This is a genomic window from Pedobacter sp. AJM, from assembly GCF_002197755.1.
Lineage (GTDB): Bacteria > Bacteroidota > Bacteroidia > Sphingobacteriales > Sphingobacteriaceae > Pedobacter.
Genome location: NZ_NHOT01000016.1, coordinates 48,834 through 67,956 on the forward strand (window position 1 = coordinate 48,834; position 19,123 = coordinate 67,956).

General features: G+C 40.8%; 18 protein-coding genes. 6 read left to right on the forward strand and 12 right to left on the reverse strand.

Annotated features, from left to right (window positions below):
- Positions 1-59 precede the first annotated feature (59 nt).
- The 3 genes from CBW18_RS19980 to CBW18_RS19990 are packed head-to-tail and all read right to left on the reverse strand — an operon-like array spanning position 60 to position 4,139.
- Positions 60-1,091 carry a response regulator gene (locus CBW18_RS19980; protein WP_088303139.1) on the reverse strand — a complete coding sequence of 344 codons (1,032 nt, stop codon included), beginning with the start codon at positions 1,089-1,091 and terminating at the stop codon, positions 60-62.
- Positions 1,092-1,117: 26 nt separating this feature from the next.
- Positions 1,118-2,305, reverse strand: a complete 1,188-nt coding sequence (locus CBW18_RS19985; RefSeq protein WP_088303140.1) for a PAS domain-containing sensor histidine kinase — start codon at positions 2,303-2,305, stop codon at positions 1,118-1,120.
- A 55-nt stretch (positions 2,306-2,360) separates the two neighbouring features.
- A complete protein-coding gene (locus tag CBW18_RS19990) occupies positions 2,361-4,139 on the reverse strand; it encodes a hypothetical protein (protein WP_088303141.1) in 1,779 nt (592 codons plus the stop codon).
- A gap of 199 nt (positions 4,140-4,338) precedes the next feature.
- On the opposite strand from CBW18_RS19990, the gene CBW18_RS19995 reads away from it, so the two are divergent.
- The 3 genes from CBW18_RS19995 to CBW18_RS20005 all read left to right on the forward strand — a co-directional run bounded on the left by CBW18_RS19995 (position 4,339) and on the right by CBW18_RS20005 (position 5,703).
- Complete coding sequence (locus tag CBW18_RS19995) at positions 4,339-4,539, forward strand: hypothetical protein (RefSeq protein WP_036677046.1); 201 nt, start codon at positions 4,339-4,341, stop codon at positions 4,537-4,539.
- 166 nt (positions 4,540-4,705) lie between these two features.
- Entirely contained in the window at positions 4,706-5,398 is a 693-nt protein-coding gene (locus CBW18_RS20000; protein ID WP_253249098.1) for a DUF421 domain-containing protein, read from the forward strand.
- Between the two features lie 86 nt (positions 5,399-5,484).
- On the forward strand, positions 5,485-5,703 hold the full coding sequence (locus tag CBW18_RS20005) for a hypothetical protein (RefSeq protein ID WP_088303142.1): 219 nt from the start codon (positions 5,485-5,487) through the stop codon (positions 5,701-5,703).
- Here the strand turns inward: CBW18_RS20005 and CBW18_RS20010 are convergent.
- On the reverse strand, positions 5,700-6,077 hold the full coding sequence (locus tag CBW18_RS20010; RefSeq protein ID WP_088303143.1) for a hypothetical protein: 378 nt from the start codon (positions 6,075-6,077) through the stop codon (positions 5,700-5,702). The genes CBW18_RS20005 and CBW18_RS20010 overlap by 4 nt on opposite strands.
- 93 nt (positions 6,078-6,170) lie before the next feature.
- Positions 6,171-7,175: an LLM class flavin-dependent oxidoreductase gene (locus CBW18_RS20015; RefSeq protein WP_088303144.1), complete on the reverse strand. Its 1,005-nt coding sequence runs from the start codon at positions 7,173-7,175 to the stop codon at positions 6,171-6,173.
- A 306-nt stretch (positions 7,176-7,481) separates the two neighbouring features.
- Here CBW18_RS20015 and pta point away from each other — a divergent pair, with 306 nt between their 5' ends.
- Positions 7,482-9,569: a phosphate acetyltransferase gene (gene pta / locus CBW18_RS20020; RefSeq protein ID WP_088303145.1), complete on the forward strand. Its 2,088-nt coding sequence runs from the start codon at positions 7,482-7,484 to the stop codon at positions 9,567-9,569.
- Between the two features lie 10 nt (positions 9,570-9,579).
- The gene (locus CBW18_RS20025; RefSeq protein WP_088303146.1) at positions 9,580-10,779 is read left to right on the forward strand and encodes an acetate/propionate family kinase; all 1,200 of its coding nucleotides are present in this window, start codon (positions 9,580-9,582) and stop codon (positions 10,777-10,779) included.
- 168 nt (positions 10,780-10,947) lie between these two features.
- Here CBW18_RS20025 and CBW18_RS20030 read toward each other — a convergent pair whose 3' ends face one another.
- Entirely contained in the window at positions 10,948-11,424 is a 477-nt protein-coding gene (locus CBW18_RS20030) for a DinB family protein (protein ID WP_088303147.1), read from the reverse strand.
- Between the two features lie 101 nt (positions 11,425-11,525).
- Here CBW18_RS20030 and CBW18_RS20035 point away from each other — a divergent pair, with 101 nt between their 5' ends.
- Complete coding sequence (locus CBW18_RS20035) at positions 11,526-12,608, forward strand: aminotransferase class V-fold PLP-dependent enzyme (RefSeq protein WP_088303148.1); 1,083 nt, start codon at positions 11,526-11,528, stop codon at positions 12,606-12,608.
- Here the strand turns inward: CBW18_RS20035 and CBW18_RS20040 are convergent.
- The 6 genes from CBW18_RS20040 to CBW18_RS20065 all read right to left on the reverse strand — a co-directional run bounded on the left by CBW18_RS20040 (position 12,605) and on the right by CBW18_RS20065 (position 19,100).
- Entirely contained in the window at positions 12,605-13,579 is a 975-nt protein-coding gene (locus CBW18_RS20040) for an L-histidine N(alpha)-methyltransferase (protein ID WP_088303149.1), read from the reverse strand. The genes CBW18_RS20035 and CBW18_RS20040 overlap by 4 nt on opposite strands.
- 7 nt (positions 13,580-13,586) lie before the next feature.
- Positions 13,587-14,735, reverse strand: a complete 1,149-nt coding sequence (gene egtB, locus CBW18_RS20045) for an ergothioneine biosynthesis protein EgtB (RefSeq protein WP_088303150.1) — start codon at positions 14,733-14,735, stop codon at positions 13,587-13,589.
- A complete protein-coding gene (locus CBW18_RS20050; RefSeq protein ID WP_088303151.1) occupies positions 14,735-16,306 on the reverse strand; it encodes an ABC transporter permease/substrate-binding protein in 1,572 nt (523 codons plus the stop codon). The genes egtB and CBW18_RS20050 overlap by 1 nt, the downstream gene beginning before the upstream one ends.
- Positions 16,299-17,261 carry an ABC transporter ATP-binding protein gene (locus tag CBW18_RS20055; protein ID WP_253249099.1) on the reverse strand — a complete coding sequence of 321 codons (963 nt, stop codon included), beginning with the start codon at positions 17,259-17,261 and terminating at the stop codon, positions 16,299-16,301. The genes CBW18_RS20050 and CBW18_RS20055 overlap by 8 nt, the downstream gene beginning before the upstream one ends.
- Positions 17,261-18,643, reverse strand: a complete 1,383-nt coding sequence (locus tag CBW18_RS20060) for a mercuric reductase (RefSeq protein ID WP_088303167.1) — start codon at positions 18,641-18,643, stop codon at positions 17,261-17,263. Before CBW18_RS20060 ends, CBW18_RS20055 begins: the two co-directional genes overlap by 1 nt.
- A 178-nt stretch (positions 18,644-18,821) precedes the next feature.
- A complete protein-coding gene (locus tag CBW18_RS20065) occupies positions 18,822-19,100 on the reverse strand; it encodes a SelT/SelW/SelH family protein (protein ID WP_088303152.1) in 279 nt (92 codons plus the stop codon).
- Positions 19,101-19,123 lie beyond the last annotated feature (23 nt).

Genomic DNA, 19,123 nt, shown 5'->3' on the forward strand with positions numbered 1-19,123 from the left:
AGGCTGCTTAGGCTAAAAAGTGACATTCATTACTTTTATCAAGATATATTGCAAATCAGCTACTGCTTTACATTTTTAAGCTTTTGTAAGGATAAAATATTAATGGCGTTACCCGTTTTATCAATCAGCTTTTCCTCTTTAAAATCGGCTAACATCCGGCTGATGGTTTCACTGGCCGTCCCCACCAGCGCGGCCAGGTCATCTCTCGAGATTTTGATGGTACAACTGTCGGTCTCATGCTTGCTAAACTTTTCTGCTACCTGCACCAATGCTTCAGCTACCCTTTTTCTTACAGACGAATAAGCCAGTTGCAGCATCTGCTTCCCTTTATCCTGAACATTTTCAGACAACAGGCTGATGAACTTTTTAGATACAGACTGATGATTGAGCAGGTATTCCATAAAATCTGTTTTTGGAATCTGGATAATTTCAGATGACGCAAGTGTTGCCGCATTTTCAGCATAAGGCACACCGTTACAAAGGCTTTCATAACCGAAGAAATCACCATCATGAAATAAGCCGGAAGAAAGTTCCCGACCATCTTTAAAACGTTTATAGGTTTTAACCTGTCCTTTCACAATGTAATAAAGATGCAAGGGCTCATCATCTTCCACATAAATAATCTGTTTATTTGAAACTGATCTGGCTTTGCCCTTGGCCTTAAGTTCTTCGAAAACCGCGTCAACGCTTCCGGCAGATGCACCAATGGCTTTTGATAGCTGTTTCTTTTTAAATCGGCTTTCAATTGCCCTGAACAATTCTAAATCATCAAAAGGCTTTGTTAGATAATCATCTGCGCCCATTTCCATTCCTTTTCTCATATCTGCCCGTTCTGTTTTAGCAGTGATGAAGATGAAAGGAATATTAGCGGTTTGCGGGTTTTTATTCATCAGATACAATACACCGTATCCGTCCAGTTCAGGCATCATAATATCACAAAGAATTACATCCGGCAGGTGCTTCAAGGCCATATCCACTCCAATTTTACCGTGTTTAGCCGTAAAGGTTTTGTAGCCGGCCAGATCCAGTACCTCTGCAGTCCCTTCGCGGATATCATCGTTATCTTCTATGATTAATACTTTTTTACCCATCTGAAAATTTAAAAAGAATTTTTAATTTATTTAACCGGAAAACTCAACGTAAATAAGGTTCCGGAATGCTGCTCACTTTTACAGGATACCGCGCCATTCATTAAGCCTACATAACGACTGACAATATTCAGACCCAAACCAGTTCCCGGAATATCGCCGGTATTGTGTGCCCTGAAAAATGGCTCAAACAGGTTGTGCTGATCGGCTTCAGGAATACCTATTCCATTATCTTTCACCTCCAGGATCAGTTCATTGTCTTTTAAGATACTGTTGAATTGAATCAGCGTATCTTCACCTGAATATTTTATGGCATTGGATATTAAATTGATAATGCAGTTTTTAAGTAGATTTGGATCAAGTAACACATTAGCCTTGGTTCCGGTGTGTTCATAAATAATATGCTGGTTTTGTTTGGTCATTAACTGCATTTCTTCCGTAATTTCTTCTGCAAAGCTGATGATATTGAAAACCTGTGCGGCGGCCTGTACCTTTCCGGCTTCCAGTTTTTCCAATGATAAAAAATCATTTAAAATGGTAGTGAGGTTATTAATGGAGTTCTTGATTTTGGCCGTATGTTTTTCTACATTTACCACATCTTGTTTTACCGTATATTTATCTATCAATGAAGCTGATAACTGCATCGAGCTCAATGGCGTCCTAAACTCATGTGAAGCCATGGAAACAAACCGCGTTTTAAGCTGATTAAGCTCTTTCTCTTTTTGAAAAAGGGCACTCATATTTTCCTTTGCCGTTTCCAGCTCTGAAACCAATTTAATCAGATCGCGTGTACGTTCTTTAATTTTGCTTTCTAACTTCTCCGTATACGATTTAATCTGTTCCTCATTTGCCTTTTCTTTTGACAAATCATGAATAAAGCCGGTGTAAATTTTACGATCGCTGAATTTAACTTCACTTACGCCTAACCGGAATGGAAAAGTGGAACCATCTTTCTTTTGTCCGCGCACCTCTCTGCCAATGCCGATGATATGCTTTTTACCGGTTTCATTATAGTTTTGAATATAGCCGTCATGCCTGATTTTATCAGGTTCCGGCATCAGAACAGAAACGTTTTTGCCTACCAATTCAGTCCGCTCGTAGCCAAAAAGCTTCAGTGCCGCTGGATTTAAATGCTCAATAAAGCCTTTATCATCAATAGTAATGATACCATCAATCGCATTTTCTATAATTGCATCCAGGAATTTCGATCTGTCCATGTTATCTGCTTTGCTGAAGCCGTAAAGATAAATTTAATTGAGGCCACTTTCAATATTAATCAATTTGCAGCTGATCCAATCGGTGCTGTGAAATATTTAACTGCATCTGCAATGAATTTAAGTGATCATCTCCCTCATCGGCGATTTCATTAAACAATTGTGTATAATAGGAGATTCCTTCTGATAACTGCAATTTAAAATGCTGAAGCTGTTTCTTCTTTTTATCCGTAACATGGTGATACAACTGTTGTAACTCCCCTTGGAAATAATCGATATATAAACCAAGCTCCTTTATAAAAATATGCGGACGTTCAATTTTCTCAAGCAAGTTTAAGCGGCCATAAATGTGCCCCACCATTTCATCTAAAGCATAAATACCAGAAAAATAAGCCAGATTTGGACCCGGACAAATGGCTACGGCTTTACTTTCTTTAGGTTTAAGGATATCATATTTCAGATAGGTAGAGGCACATAAACCTTCACACAGGCAGATTTTTTCCGTCACGGCATCAAATTGTTGCTGAAATTCCTGTACCGACAGTGCCTGAGATTTCAGTTGTTTGATTTTTAAATGCTGGTACGCTCTGGATGCCGTACAAATGGGCTGTTCGGTAAACTCGGTATTGTTGCATAAATATTTTTTGGTACAGGCACTGCCCGGACGATTTTTCCCTATCCTCCCTAAGCGTTGCGCATTAATGCTGCTGTTTTTGAAATTATTAAACTGAATGCCCAATGGTGAGGAATGGCTCAGGTAATAGTCATCTTCCCTGGAATGCGCCAGAACATTCAGGGTTTCATCATCCACGTTCGTGGCTTCAGGAACCAAAAGAAAAGGACTCCCCCAACCTGTGGCATCTAAGCCATAATGACGCATTAAAAACCGGTTTTCTTCAGCAGTACCAATTCCGCCCTGCACACTGATCCGTTGTGAAGGTGGTGTAGTCATATTTATATTTCTCTGACGAATAACCGGCTCATAAAGCGCAAATAGCACTGCATGCATGTCGCTTCTTCTGGCTTTAAATTCTTCCAGAATGGGTCCAAGCAGATGGCCTTCCGTTGCAAATGCATGCCCACCGCAGTTTAATCCGGACTCAACCCGGAACTCGGCTACCCATAAGCCTTTTTTGGCCAGGAATTTTGCCTGAATTAAAGCTGACCTGAAATCACTTACTTTCAAAATGATCTTTTTACGAACATGGCCATTTTTATCTGGGAAAAAATCTTCAAACTGTGCGAGATAACTGTATAACCTCGGATTCATCCCGGCAGAAAGAATAACAGATGAAGATAATTTACTTAAGGCAAATCCACGTAAGGCTGCGAGCGCATCTGAACTTTCATCGCTGGTCAATTCAGCGTCCACATTCATCTTATCCACCTTCGCCATAATATTTACATCAATTGCTCCAGCTTTAATTTCATTCCGCAGCACCTGCTGAAACCTTTCTTTCTGTGTTCCTTCGGGATAATCCATCATTAATTCATATCCGTTTTTTAAACTGGAACCTTCTGGCAGGAGCTCAAAATACTTGCAGATATCGCTCCCGGCTTCAAATGCCTGCTTTTTAAGTTGTGCCACCTGACGGGAGACGGCATCAGCCAGGAAATTTAAATAGGCAGTGATTCTGGATGCCCGGCTGTCTCCGGCAGATTTCAGTATCGGTAAAAATGCCAAATGGAGCTGTTGTGAGTGGTATTCGCGCATCCTTTCGATCAGTTCATCATCTACAATGGATAATACAGAAGAAATGCCATAGCGGGCAACTTTTAATGGTGTGTCTATAGAATACCCCAGTCCTAAAACAGGGATATGAAAGGTATGTGGCATAATCAATTGCTTTAAAGCACAAACCTATTTAATGTGCATGAAGCAGGACCAGATTTACATTATCTTATAAAATGATGTAAGTCACTTTTTACCAGAATTAAACCTTATGGTTTTAAAACTTATAGGGTTTGATAAATGTATTTTTTTTCTAAAACCTTTACCCTATAGCGCTGTTTTTAAAATAAAAAAGATAAGAAATATGGGACTTTTAAAAACAGCAATCATCGGCGCTGCAGTGTATGCAGGCTTTAAATACATCACCAAGAAAGATCCGATTACCGGAAGATCTGTAGTAGATGATCTTAAAGATAAAGCACCGGAGTGGAAAGAAAAAGCAAAGGATTATCAACGTGAATTTGAAACGAAATTTCAAAACGTAGAGAACGATTTGACCAGATGAATAGCAGCTTGCAGTAATCGTGACCGACCGTCAGACCGCTACTTATTTCTGTAGGCATTTAACACGATCATCAATTAGATACACATCACTGGCAAAGATTTAAGGAATACACGTTCTTTAAGCCTTTGCCAGTTTTCATATTCCCGAAACTTTAAAAAAGAAACAATTGTTGGCTATAGACTGGAAACAATTTCTCATTGGTGAGGAAAATTTTGAATTTCTGATGGAAATCGCCCTGCGCACCTTCATCATGTATTTCATTATTTTATTTGGTTTGCGTTTACTGGGTAAGCGTGGCGTTCGCCAGTTATCCGTATTTGAACTGGTGGTGATCATCAGCTTAGGTTCTGCCGCCGGCGACCCTATGTTTTACAAGGAAATCGGTTTACTTACGCCTGTTGTGATCTTTCTCATTATTGTAGGTGCATACCGTTTTACTACCTTTTTAACAGCTAAAAGTGAGAAAATAGATGATTTAATTGAAGGGAAAAGCGTTTACCTGATTCGGGAAGGTGTATTTAACATTGAAGACTTTAAAAAAGAAACCCTGGCAAAAGACGAATTTTTCTCTGAATTACGCCAGCAAAGTATTTCACACCTGGGCCAGGTAAAAACGACCATTCTGGAAACATCAGGTACATTGAGTGTTTATTTTTATGCTGATGAAAACGTTAAACCAGGTCTCCCCATTTTACCTGATCTTTTTGATCAGAAAATTAAGTTGATTGACGATGAAGGTCAATATGCCTGCTCATTTTGTGGTGCGGTAGCAGAAATTAAGCTGAAGGGCAAACACAAGTGTCCGCGGTGCCAAAACGAGGAATGGGTAAAAGCAATAAATGATTGCCGGGTTAAATGATACCTTACCAGGCTGAGCATGAGTAAAATAAAAAATAGATCAGGTTTTCCGATCATTACATCAGCTTTGAGTTGTAAATTTGTAGCATGACATCACAAGAATTACAGGAGCTGGAAGATTTTTTTACCCATGCAGGCAAGCAACCTGTACCCATCTATCTCAATGAAGCCACTGTAATTACCGATTATGATTTTTTTCTCGAAAGCCATTTCCTGCCTTTGAAATTAAACCTTGACTCCAAAGTTAACCAGCCATTGCTTCATCGCTTAAAAATGCTCAAACTGCTGGTAGAAGCCAATGCCTAACGGATTGGCCTTTTTCTGTTCGGCAACTTACTGGCATTCTTCGCGGTAGCTAAACTTACTGTTAACAATGCTGTAGCTAGAAAAACACCCTGAATCAACAGCGACTTATTTTTGCGTTCAAGGCCCCTGTAGAAAGTATACAAGGCAATGCCCCCCATTCCTGCCAGTTCAATGACCCTTTTACTTTCAGTTGCTGAACCATTTCTTTTTGAAAAGGCAATCCGCAATAAGTTATCCACTAGGTTCATATTTTTGGCAACTGTATGCTGAATAGCCGGCTTGGTTGCATGAATTCCCAAACCATGTCCAACAGCTTTCATCCCGTCCAGCACCATCTCCTTTTTAAATTGATCAGTTGTATTTTTTTTCATCATAAATTCTTTTAAAAACCAACAATAAAAAAAGAGATAAGGTTTTGGTTAGTTTGATTTCAGTTCACAACCATTTAAACTGTTCATAAAAACACCTTAACCAAAAATTTCTGCAAACAATTTATTGGAATGGAGTTTGGCTTGCTGATCGTAAATATGTGAGGTACTCATCACTTCATTTACACCATATTTTTCTACAAAAGCTTCTAAATTTCTCTTGATCGTTTCTTTGCTCCCAATGAAAGAATAGTAGAGCATTTGTTCTACCGCTTCTTTTTCCATCCGATCCCAATAGCCATTAATATTATCAAAAGCAGGCTTTAGCAATTCACGCTTCCCTGTAATTACCCCAAGAAACATTCTTTTCACTGAGCTGGATAAAAACTCAGCCTGTTCATCTGTATCTGCTGCCACCACATTTACACAAGCCATCACATAAGGTTCATGTAAAAGGGCTGATGGTTTAAAGTTATTTTTATAGATGGCGATAGCTTGTTCAAAATAGGCAGGTGCGAAATGACTGGCAAAGGCATAGGGCAATCCTTTTTCAGCGGCCAGGTATGCACTGTCGGTACTCGAACCCAGTACCCAGATGGGAATATCCAATCCCTCACCCGGAAAGGCGCGTACTTTTGCCCCCCTGTTATCGGCCGAAAAAAACTGCTGAAGGCGTTCAATATCACGCGGGAAGTTATGTGCAGCGTTAAAGTTTTCCCCACGAATAGCCACTGCGGTTACCTGATCAGTTCCGGGTGCCCTGCCCAATCCCAGATCAATTCTATTTGGATGTAAAGAAGCCAGCGTTCCAAATTGTTCCGCCACAATTAAAGGGGAATGGTTAGGCAGCATAATTCCACCGGACCCTACCCGAATGGTTTGGGTTCCGCTGGCTATGAAACCAATTAAAACGGCCGTGGCCGAACTGGCCACGCCTGCCATATTGTGGTGTTCGGCAAACCAGTAACGGCGATAACCTAAACTTTCTGATTGCTGGGCCATTTCTAAACTGGTTTTGAAAGTATCGGCAGCTGTATGTCCTTCAAGTACCGTTGCCAGGTCGAGCACGGAATAAGGTATATTTTTAAGGGAATGATGATTCATGGTATTGGTTTTCTTAATCTGATCACAAAAATATCCGATAAATCAGCTACTCACGATGGCATTAAACATAAATGACTTACTGGTGATTGGTAAGGCCATATTATTATTTTCAGATAACAAAACCTGTCGGATCTGGTTTGTGCTTACATTACAGGGAACAAATACTCAGGAAGGGTAATGGCAACACCATTTATTTTCCAAAGCATTCACCATTCCAGAAACTGAATAAGTATTTTATTTATTTAAAAAATTTCCAACTATATTGGCACGAGTTCGTTAATTATTCTGATCCTTCTTTTTTTACCTATGACTAAAAATATCTTTATCGCATCTGCAGAGCCCTATACCGGGAAATCAGTGATTGCATTCGGCATGATCAACATGCTGCTGGCCAAAACGCAAAAAGTAGGTTATTTCAAGCCGATTATTGCCCATGAAGACCCTGCTAAAAAGGACGAACATGTAGAAGCGATGTTAAATTATTTTTCACTTCCTGTAAACTATGAAGACGCCTTTGCCTTTACCCGTCAGGATATGCTTCAACAGTCTGATGATCATGGCTCCATGATTAACACAATCATCAGCAAGTATAAAAAACTGGAAGACAATTACGATTTTACCGTGATTGAGGGCAGTGATTTCCTGGGTGAAGGCAGTGCTTTTGAGTTTGAATCTAATGCCTTAATGGCTAAAAACCTGGGTGCTCCGGTGCTGATCGTGGTATCAGGCAAGGGCAAATCGGCCAGTCAGTTATTTAAATCTGCCATTAACATTTACAAAAACTTTTTGCTGCGCGATGTTCAGGTACTGGGCGTGATAGCCAATATGGTTAATCCGGAAGAAGCGGAACGCATTAAACAGGCCCTGACCAACCAGTTGCCTGCTGAATTATTAATTGCCGTTATTCCGGTGGAGAGTGGTTTGCAAAGCCCCACCATGAAAGAAATTACAACGGCCCTGAACGCTGAAGTGCTATTTGGCGCAGATTTAATGGATAACCAGGTTGATAACTTTGTTACTGGTGCCATGATGCTGCCCAATTTTTTAAGGCACATTAAAGATAACCTCCTTATTGTAACACCTGGTGACCGTGGGGATATTATTATTGGTTCGCTCCAGGCCAACCTTTCGGCCAATTATCCAAAAATTGCAGGGATTGTGCTCACCGCCGGCAGTTTGCCAGATGAACCGATGATCAGGTTAATTGAAGGTTTACAAACCATCATCCCAATCATTTCAGTACAAAAAGGCACTTTTGAAACCACCACTGCCATTGGTTCCATCCACTCTAAAATTACCATCGATAATAAAAAGAAAATTGCCCTGGCAATTGATATTTTTGAAAAACACGTAGACCTTAAAGCACTTGATGATAAAATCATTACTTTTAGTTATCAGGGCATTACGCCGCACATGTTTCAGTACCAGTTAGTGAAATGGGCAAAAAGAGAAAAAAAACACATCGTTCTTCCCGAAGGAAATGATGAACGCATCTTAAAAGCGGTAGAGAAATTAATTGCGCAGGACATTGTAGACATTACCTTACTTGGCGATCCGCTGGACATTGGAAATTCGATCAAACGTCTGGGATTAAACCTGGATTCCAATGCCATTCATATCCATAATCCGGCACATTCTGAGCACTATGATAGCTATGTAGAAACCCTGCATGAGTTGCGAAAGGCCAAGAATGTCAACCAGGAGATGGCCAGGGATATGATGACAGACGTATCTTATTTTGGCACCATGATGGTGTATAAAGGTGATGCTGATGGCATGGTATCAGGTGCAGTGCACACCACTCAACACACCATCCGCCCGGCTTTGCAATTTGTGAAAACGCGTCCAGGTGTTTCTGTTGTATCTTCCATATTTTTCATGTGTTTACCTGAACGGGTAGCCATTTTTGGCGATTGTGCAGTCAACCCCAATCCAACGGCACAGCAACTGGCAGAAATTGCGATTTCCTCGGCAGAGAGCAGTGCCAAATTCGGAATTGAACCACGCATTGCCATGTTATCTTACTCATCCGGAACATCAGGAGAAGGTGAAGATGTAGAGCGTGTGCGTGAAGCCACAGCCATTGTAAGGGAGCGATATCCGGAATTGAAAATTGAAGGCCCGATTCAATACGATGCTGCCGTAGATCCAAAAGTGGGCAAGCAAAAAATGCCGGATTCTGAAGTGGCCGGAAGAGCCAGCGTACTGATTTTCCCCGATCTGAATACAGGCAACAATACGTATAAAGCCGTACAACGCGAAACCGGTGCACTAGCCATTGGCCCGATGCTACAAGGTTTAAATAAACCCATTAATGATTTGAGTCGCGGTTGTACCGTAGATGACATTTTTAACACCGTGGTGATCACCGCTATTCAATGCCAGGACATTTAAAAAGAAAAAAATGAACATTTTAGTCATCAATTCAGGAAGCAGTTCTCTTAAATATCAACTCTTCAAAATGCCTGTTCCATCGCCCATTTCAAGTGGATTAGTGGAACGCATCGGCATTGAAGGCTCCTATATTAAGCATACCGTTTTTAAGGAGGGTGAAAAATTTATCACAGAGAAAACTGCATTTATTGCCGATCATGGCGAAGGCTTAAAGCAGGTGCTTGCTTTATTAAGTGAAGGAGAACTGGCCGTAATTGCGACGCCCGATGACATCAATGCTGTTGGCCACCGCGTGGTACATGGCGGAGAAAATTTTTCAGGTCCGACTTTAATTACGACGGAAGTAAAAGAACAGATTAAAAAACTTTTTTCACTTGCCCCGCTTCATAATCCGGTAAATTTAAGATGTATTGAAGTTGCGGAGGAAACTTTTAAAAGTGCCAGCCAGGTGGCCATCTTTGATACTGCCTTTCACCAAAGCATTCCACAGCAGGCTTTTCGATACGCTATTCCAGAACGTTATTATAAAGAAGAGGGCATCAGGGTGTATGGTTTTCATGGCACCAGTCACAAATATGTGAGCGAACAGGCTGTAAAATGGTTAGACAAGAAAGCATCAAAACTCATCAGTATTCATCTGGGCAATGGCTGTAGCATCACTGCCATTCGCAATGGTCAATCTATAGATACCAGCATGGGTTTTGGTCCGTTAAGCGGTTTAATGATGGGTACCAGATCGGGTGACATTGATCCTTCAGTTGTTTTTCATTTAATAGAACATGCCGGGTACAGCCTGAATCAGTTGAGCACTTTATTTAATAAAGAATCAGGTTTATTGGGTGTTGGCGGATCCAGCGATATGAGAGACATCAGAAAACTGGCAGCATCCGGAGATGAGCAGGCTGTTCTTGCCCTTGAACTTTATGCCTACCGCATTAAAAAATTTATCGGTGCTTATGCCGCTATTCTCAATGGTATAGATGCGATTATTTTTACGGCAGGCGTTGGCGAAAATGACCGGGACATGCGTGAAGCCGTTTGCCATAAATTGGCTTATTTAGGGATCGAGATGGATAATGAGGCCAACGGAAAATACAATGGCGGAATACAGGATGTCAGTATAAATGATTCGAAGGTTAAAATCCTGGTGATCCCCACCAATGAAGAATATGAAATTGCCAGCCAGTGTTATCGCCTGCTTCAAACGTAGAAATTAGACCTTACCTGCACTTTCTCCTCAAAGTGCTGTATCATAGATTTGAAATATCAACCTGAACTCGTTGGAGGGTTTATAAAAATTCTCCTAAATAATGTTTCAATAATATGATACAGCGCTTATCATCAAACCGGGCGGTTAAATTAGTTTTATTCGAGGTTTTTAGTTTTTCCATACGCCTAATAACCGCCTGACCACTACAATCTCTGCGATATGATAAGCATTATGATCTGCAATTTGCAGGGCTTCCCTTAAAATGGATTGACCATCACCATGAGGAATGGCTTCATAAAGATTTCCTGATGCCAATAAATCAATAAAACTATTTAAATCGTGATCAATAGCTTTCAGCGCCTGTGTCCATTCTTCCTTACTTGACGGAGCAGTTTCCTTAGGCCAATACCCCTCCGGCCATTTAGGCGATTGATGCGATCCATCTTTACTAAATTCGAGCATATCCCATTGGGCAATCCGAATGTGCGAGACTAATTGCCAGATGCTGTATGGCAAACCATGCGGCTTTTCGCCTAACAGGTGAAATGGAATATTTTCAACGGCTTCATTAAAACCGACATGTGCCCCACCGCCATTCAGCAGTTTTTGAAGTTCGTCAAGTAAAATCTGCGTATGCTTTTCCATAATTTTAAATCATTTATCAAAATAACAATGCCTGTACGCTAAGGTTTGCCAAAAAATGGCGAAGCATATTTACAAACAAAATATTTCTGCTATTTTTGAAGATGAACCTATCCTCTTCCTTCCCGATCCTCTCGAACTATACTTACCTCAACACCGCTTATTCTGGTATCTTATCAACGGAGTTAGCCAAATGGAGAACCACACATGATCAACAATTAATGGAAGGCGGTAGTGAATTCAGATTGAGTCAATCATACCTAATAGAAACCTTAAGAACCAACATTGCAGACTTTTTCAATGCAGGGATATCGAATGTTTTTCTAACGCCCAATTTTTCATTTGGTTTCAATACGCTTCTTGATGGATTGCCGGCATTGGAACACTTTCTTTTGCTTCAAAACGAATATCCATCATTGGCCTATCCGGTAACCAGTCGCGGCTTTAAACACAGTTATGTAGCGATAGATGAAAACCTGGAAGATAATGTCATGGAAGCAATTGAAAAATGCCGGCCCACGGTTTTTGCTTTTAGCATCGTGCAATACATCAGCGGATATCGGATGAATCCGGAATTCATCAAAAAACTTAAACAAACATATCCGGATTTATTGCTGATTGCAGATGGTACGCAGTTTTGCGGCACAACCGCTTTTAGTTTTGAAGCATCAGGATTAGATGCATTATGCACAAGTGGCTATAAATGGTTATTGGCAGGCTATGGAAATGGCTTTATCTTATTATCAGATCAATTAAAAAATCGCCTGTACGAAGATAGAAAACTTGCTCAGCTTCCATCAGCCCCCTTTGTTAAAGACAAAAAACCTTTGGCCTTCTGTTTTGAACCTGGCCACCTGGATACGCTGAATTTTGGATCTTTAAATGAAAGTTTGAACATGATCCGAAAAGTCGGCATTTCTACCATTGCGCAAACCACTCAGACCCTTTGTCAGCAAGCCCGAACCCAACTTCATCATCGTGGATTTATTCCTGATTATCTGGCCGATCAGAAAAATGCATCTACGATCATGAGTTTACCGCTAAACCAGCAACAGGTTGATCAACTGGCTGAAGCTAAAATTTTATGCTCGCCCAGGGGTACCGGTACACGCATTTCTTTTCATTTTTACAACACTGAAGATGATTTGCAAAAGCTGCTGGATGTTTTAGATGGTAAAAAAATTTAACCTGCTTTCCAGATGGCATCTACAAAATATTGCTGCTGATCAAAAAAATGAGCGAAGGGTGTAAATCCGCTTGATATGGCCAGGTCATCAATTTCTGTCAAAGCATACTTTTGTGATATTTCCATATAAATGTGCTCATTCGCCAGAAAAGGAATGGTTTCATCACCAATGTTGACCCGCTGATCCTTCAAGCTGATGAGATAGCTTTTACAGGAACCCGATTCCGGATCATAACTGGCATAATGATCAAAGTTGCTGATATCAAAATCACCATCCAGTTCGCGGTTTATCCGGCTTAATAAGTTCAGGTTAAAGGATTTGGTTACGCCTGCTGCATCATTATATGCGGCCAGAATCTGTCGCGGGTTTTTCTTTAGATCGAAACCTATAACCAATAGATCCTCAGCCGACAACTCATTTCGCAATGCCTTACAAAATGCCTTTGCTTCAGTTACATTCATGTTTCCGATATTCGCCCCCATGAACAACAATACTTTGCGACGAGCGGATAGTGTTTTCGCCTTTTTTACCATGGCAAAATAATCACCATTTAAACCCTGCACTTTTAAAGCAGGAAGCTTTTTAGGGAGATTTTCTTCCAGGTCTTCAATAACATGTCGGGAAATATCGATGGGTAAATAGGTAAATTCAAGCTGGCGATTGATTAACGACTGCAACAGATGAACGGATTTAGTGGCATCTCCGGCACCTAATTCAATCAGATCAAAAGCACCTGGGTTGGCCGCGATAACATCAGTAATCTGTTCCGTTTGATGCCGCATAATGTCCATTTCCGCATTGGTCAGGTAATATTCATCCATTTCCATGATCTGCTGAAAAATATAATCTCCAGTTTCATCATAGAAATATTTTGAACTTAATGATTTCTTTTCAGCCGTTAAACCTGCCAAAACATCATGTAAAAATGTTGACCCTACCGGGATAATTTGTTTTGAAATAATCGTACTCATGTCAATCTTATTTTGCTAATCTGATCCCTGTAAACTGCCACCTTAAATGCGGATGAAAGAAATTTCTGTAAGTAATGCGTCCATGGTCTTTCGGAGTGGCAACAGATGCGCCGCGAAGTACTTTCTGGTTGACCATAAATTTGCCATTGTATTCCCCAATGGCACCAGGAGCTTTGCTAAAACCGGGATATGGTAAGTAGGCACTTTCTGTCCACTCCCATCGTTTGCCCCAGTTAAATTGCCTTGCAGCCACCTCCCATTCAAATTCTGTTGGCAACCGCATGCCTTTCCAACTGGCATAAGCATAGGCTTCATAATAGCTGATGTGCGTTACCGGGTGTAACCTGTTTAATGGCACTAAACCAGCATAAGTATAATTAAACCAGTCGCCATCTATTTCATGCCAGTACATTGGCGCTTTAATGCCATTTGTTTTTACCCAGTCCCAACCTTCTGCATGCCAGTAATTAAAATCACTATAGCCACCCGCCTTTATAAAATCCAGATAGGTTCCGTTGGTTTCCAAAACTGCATTGATTTCGAAATCATGCAGATAAACTTTATGGCGGTTTAATTCATTGTCGAAACAGAAATCACTTCCGGCAAAACCAATTTCATAGATTCCTTCAGCTATCACTATTGGTTCAGGTGAAGTTTGGACTTCCTCATGCTCAATCCACTTACTGGAATACACCGGAAAAAGCGGATTGTTGCCTAAAATATATTTGATATCGGTAAGCAAAAGTTCCTGGTGCTGCTGCTCATGATTAAATCCTAAAATCAGGAGTTCCATTACCTCATCAGTTATGGTTTCACCAAGCAAACTGGTCATGGCCTCATCTACATAATGGCGATACTGATAAATATCACTTACACTAGGCCGACTTAAATTGCCACGATCCGTTCGGATCACCCTGGCACCCACCGTTTCATAGTAACTGTTAAAAACGAAATTATAATCCGGATTATATTCCTGATAATTTGCCGCATGTTGTTTTAAGATAAAAGTTTCGAAAAACCATGTGGTATGTCCGAGATGCCATTTAGGTGGACTTACATCGGCAACAGGCTGAACCACATAATCTTCCGTTTGCAGGGGCTCACAAATCGATTCAGTATACTTCCTGATGGTCAGAAATTGATCAACTAAGCTCATTAATTTTTATCTAGATATTGTTGTAATGTTGTTATACTATTAACATCAAGATCTTTTGATTGTTTTTGCCGCATCATTAATGCATACGAATTATTAAAGCCAATTGGTTTCAGCCATCTGATATTAAACTGCTGTAAAAACTGTTTGCTCACATACTGATAAGTGCGATCCTTATCGTGCGCTATTTTTTTTGCCATCTTTGGATCGGGTTTTAGCAGAACAAGTAAGCCAGTACCCGTATATTCCGGATAAAAGTCAATTTGATCGTTCATCAGCGCATCAAAACAGATTTTAGTACCACCCAAACCTGTTTTAGTGGCTACTTCATAGTCTGTATTTCCCAGAATCAGCATCCGGTACATTTCTGCCAGGATGTATTGCTCGCCAAAAATTTTTGAGCCAATCCTGATTACCCCTTTCTTGCCACCTTTTGCACTTTTATATAAGCCACATCCCATTAAAAAGTCTTTCGCCACCCGTTCAGGCGTTTGATGAAGGTAATCTGTCCGGTAATTCAGATCCGTCATGATTGAATCGGTAATTTTTCCGGCTAAAAGATTCAATACGCCTTCCAGTTCCGGAAATTTGCGCAAAGCCTTAACCCTGACAATCGGTGCAGCATAATATGGCGGAAAAATCCCTTTATCATCCTTTAAAATGGTGAGGTTAAATGCTTTCAAACGTCCGTCTGTAGAGTAACCGCTGATCACGTCCAGCTCCTTTTCATAGGCGGCCTGATACATGACCGCATCACTGATTACAATGGTGTGAATTTTTAAACCATATATGGCCTTTAACCCTAAATCACCATCTTGCCTGCCCATAAATTCTGGCGTAAAACCAGCGGTTAATGAACTGCCATAAGCTTTAGGAAGCAGGTAAAAGCCACCCAACAACAAAAAAATAACAGGAAAGATATACAACAGCTTTCTGAACTTTTTAACATTCATTTTTTGGATCGCAGCTAAAACAGCATCGAGGATAATGGCCAGTAATGCTGCCGGAATAGCGCCTGCCAGAATCATATTGGTATTATTAAGTGAGATTCCTCCGAAAATAAATTCACCTAAACCTCCTGCCGCGATGTATGAAGCCAGTGTGGCTACGCCTACATTAATAACGGTAGCCGTTCGGATACCCGCCAGAATAACAGGCATAGCCAGTGGTAACTCGACTTTAAATAAAACCTGCATTTTACTCATTCCCATAGCTATTGCTGCTTCTTTTACCTCTTCACTAATCCCTACGATGCCTGTATAAGTGTTTCTGATGATGGGTAACAGCGCATAAATCAGTAAGGCTACAATAGCTGGTTTAGCACCAATGCCCAATAATGGAATCATGAATCCCAATAAGGCAATACTGGGAATGGTTTGTAAAACACCAGCCACAGCCAAAACAGAACCGGAAAGCTTTCGTTTCCGGGCAATGAATATGCCTAAAGGTAGACCCACCGCCACCGCCAGAAAAAGAGAAATGAAAGTTAAACCCAGGTGCTGAAAGGTTTGATTGAGCAATTTATCAGACTCTCCCGACATGAACTGCCATAAATTTTGCTGAGGTTCATTCATGCTGATGTTGTGTTTGATAACGATTAAAGGCTGAAGTTAAATCATGAATATCCATCGATTTTTGTTCCTGGGTTTTACCTGTCGAAAAAGCAATTTCCTTAACACCTGAACGAAAATAATTTAAGGCATCCCATACGCTCAGATCCGAACGCACGATGGTGGCTTTTGCTGAAAATTTCTCTGGTAAATGATGCCATAAATCACCAAGTGTTGTGATCTTGAATTCAAGGGAAAGCCGTTCACTTTCCATAAATTTAACCACAAAATCACTTGCCGGCTGATAGAGCAATTCTTTTGGTGTTCCAATCTGGACGATCTCGCCTTTATCCATTAAACAAATGCGATCTGCCAGTTCAAATGCTTCCTGAATATCGTGCGTAACCATTACGATGGTTTTACGTTTCAATTCTTCCAGTGCTTTAAATTCTTTTCGGATACTGGCACGGGTTACATTATCCAATGCACCAAAAGGCTCGTCCATGAGCAAGATGGCCGGATCAGCCGCCAAAGCCCTGGCTAATCCTACGCGCTGTTGCTGCCCGCCGCTAAGTTCATATGGAAACATGTTGATATATTCATCCGGGAGATGAAGTTTCGCCATAAGCACTTCTGTTCTGTCTAAGGTTTTCTTCCGATCCCACTTCAATAATTGCGGAATAATGGCAATATTTTCTCTTACAGTGTAATGTGGAAATAAGCCATTATTTTGCATGACATAACCTATTCCCCTTCTTAGTAATTCAGGATTTTCAATTGCAATGTTTTTTCCATTAATCACAACCTGCCCCTCATCAGGTTCGATCAGTCTGTTGATCATTTTTAGTGTGGTGGTTTTACCACAGCCACTGGTTCCTAAAAGGATCAGGTTTTCACCTTCTTTTACTTCAAATGAAACTGCTTTCACAGCGATAGTATCATTGAAAGATTTACTTACCTTTTCCAGTCTGATCATCATTAAGCATGCATTTTCATAAACAGGTTATTTAGTGATTCGGTATAGGTGGGATGTGCAAAAACCCCGTACCTGATTTGTTCGGAAGTGATTCCTCCCTCCATCGCCATCTGCAATACCGACATAATTTCTCCACCTTCTGAAGCAAGGATGGCTGCACCTAAAATCTGATTTGTTTTTGCATCCACAACTGCTTTCATGAGTCCGGATGTTTCATTGGTTTCAATGCCCCTGGCTACATTTTTCATGGGCAGAACAGCCACCTGATAATCTAACTTTTGTGCCTTGGCTTCTTTTTCGGAAAGCCCGATTCTGGCCAGTTGCGGATCAGTAAACATACAATAAGGCACCGGCCGGTCTGCAGTAGATAAATGTGCATTTTCAATCAGGTTCCGGTAAACGATGGTATAATCGTTGTAAGCAATATGTGTAAAGGCAGGTCCTCCTTTAACATCACCCAAAGCGTAAATCCCTTTAACATTCGTTTCCAATTGATTATTCACCATAATATGACCGTGTTCATCTGTTTCAACGCCACAATTTTCCAGATTTAGATGCCGGGTTTGCGGTGCCCTGCCAACGGCAACCAGTAAATGGCTGGAGGTAATCTTCTTATCTTTTTTACCTGACGTGATGGTGGTTTCGATCTGATCGCCTTTCCATCCAATATGGCCGATCTTAACGTCAGTTAATACATCAATTTTCTCCGCTTTCAGGATCTCGGTAACTGCTGCCGATATATCATCATCCTCCCTGGATAAAATAACAGGCGATTGCTCCAGAATGGTGACCTGACTACCAAAACGGCTGAACATCTGCCCGAATTCCAATCCAATATAGTTACCGCCAATAATCACCAGATGTTCCGGAACTTCTTCCAGATCGAGTATGGAAGTTGAAGTAAGATAGTCTATTTCTTCAATTCCCTCAATTTCAGGGATGATGGTTTTAGCACCGGTATTGATAAAAATTAAATCAGCTGTTAAGGTCTCTGTAGTTCCATCCTTACCCTTAACCACAATTTCCTTCTCACCACTAAAACTTGCCTCACCAAGGTATAATTTTAAGCCTTTCGTTTCTTTAATTCCCTCTTCAGCACCTTCCCTGAACATTTTGACAATGCCATCTGCTCTTTTTTTCACCTTTTTTAAATCAACTTTAACTTCATTAATGATAATACCCAATTCTGAAGCTTTTCTGGCCTGATAGGCTGCCTTGGCAGAAGCGACCATGGCTTTGGTAGGCGTACAACCATCATTAATACAGGTACCGCCTACTTCCCTTTTTTCAATAATTGCTGTTTTTTTTCCGGCTTCGGCCATTTTTTTTGCAAGCGGAACGCCTGCCTGTCCTGCACCAATGATGATGGCATCGTAATGTTTCATATCTGTTTGTTTTGCGTAAACGGTTAACTTACTTTTACAAAGCGAAGCAAGCTGACACAGATATAACTTTAAAATAAGTTCATTGTTTGTGCTAAACCGAATCATTTTAGGAATGAGCGGTAAATCCTGTCCGTAGATTTCAGCTCATGCTGATGTACGGAATTTTACGGTCAGTAAATTACCGATCGGTATGCCCGAGGTTCATTTCCGGATCAATCTGATCTCTGACTAACTTTTTCAATTCTTTAATTTCGGGGAAACGTCCGGCTTCTCTCCGGTCAAAGATGATCGCGTTGTTTAACCTAATCTGGAATGTTCCGCTTACTTCACTCGGCAATAAAGATACCCCCTTAAGTTGTTCAGAAAATGTTGTGAGTAGTTCCTGGGCCATATAGGCTGACCTAAGTAACCAGCCACAACGCGGACAGTATTCAATTGAAATTAAAGGCTTTAGCATAAATCATATTTTATCTGGCACAG

Coding starts and splice junctions, on each gene's coding strand:
- CBW18_RS20005 (WP_088303142.1), top strand. CDS start 5,485: ATGACATCACAAGAATTACAGGAGCTGGAAGATTTTTTTACCCATGCA.
- CBW18_RS20060 (WP_088303167.1), bottom strand. CDS start 18,643: ATGAAACATTACGATGCCATCATCATTGGTGCAGGACAGGCAGGCGTT.
- CBW18_RS19980 (WP_088303139.1), bottom strand. CDS start 1,091: ATGGGTAAAAAAGTATTAATCATAGAAGATAACGATGATATCCGCGAA.
- CBW18_RS19990 (WP_088303141.1), bottom strand. CDS start 4,139: ATGCCACATACCTTTCATATCCCTGTTTTAGGACTGGGGTATTCTATA.
- CBW18_RS20030 (WP_088303147.1), bottom strand. CDS start 11,424: ATGGAAAAGCATACGCAGATTTTACTTGACGAACTTCAAAAACTGCTG.
- CBW18_RS20055 (WP_253249099.1), bottom strand. CDS start 17,261: ATGATGATCAGACTGGAAAAGGTAAGTAAATCTTTCAATGATACTATC.
- CBW18_RS20015 (WP_088303144.1), bottom strand. CDS start 7,175: ATGAATCATCATTCCCTTAAAAATATACCTTATTCCGTGCTCGACCTG.
- CBW18_RS20025 (WP_088303146.1), top strand. CDS start 9,580: ATGAACATTTTAGTCATCAATTCAGGAAGCAGTTCTCTTAAATATCAA.
- CBW18_RS20050 (WP_088303151.1), bottom strand. CDS start 16,306: ATGAATGAACCTCAGCAAAATTTATGGCAGTTCATGTCGGGAGAGTCT.
- pta (WP_088303145.1), top strand. CDS start 7,482: ATGACTAAAAATATCTTTATCGCATCTGCAGAGCCCTATACCGGGAAA.
- CBW18_RS19985 (WP_088303140.1), bottom strand. CDS start 2,305: ATGGACAGATCGAAATTCCTGGATGCAATTATAGAAAATGCGATTGAT.
- CBW18_RS20040 (WP_088303149.1), bottom strand. CDS start 13,579: ATGAGTACGATTATTTCAAAACAAATTATCCCGGTAGGGTCAACATTT.
- egtB (WP_088303150.1), bottom strand. CDS start 14,735: ATGAGCTTAGTTGATCAATTTCTGACCATCAGGAAGTATACTGAATCG.
- CBW18_RS20065 (WP_088303152.1), bottom strand. CDS start 19,100: ATGCTAAAGCCTTTAATTTCAATTGAATACTGTCCGCGTTGTGGCTGG.
- CBW18_RS20035 (WP_088303148.1), top strand. CDS start 11,526: ATGAACCTATCCTCTTCCTTCCCGATCCTCTCGAACTATACTTACCTC.
- CBW18_RS20010 (WP_088303143.1), bottom strand. CDS start 6,077: ATGATGAAAAAAAATACAACTGATCAATTTAAAAAGGAGATGGTGCTG.
- CBW18_RS19995 (WP_036677046.1), top strand. CDS start 4,339: ATGGGACTTTTAAAAACAGCAATCATCGGCGCTGCAGTGTATGCAGGC.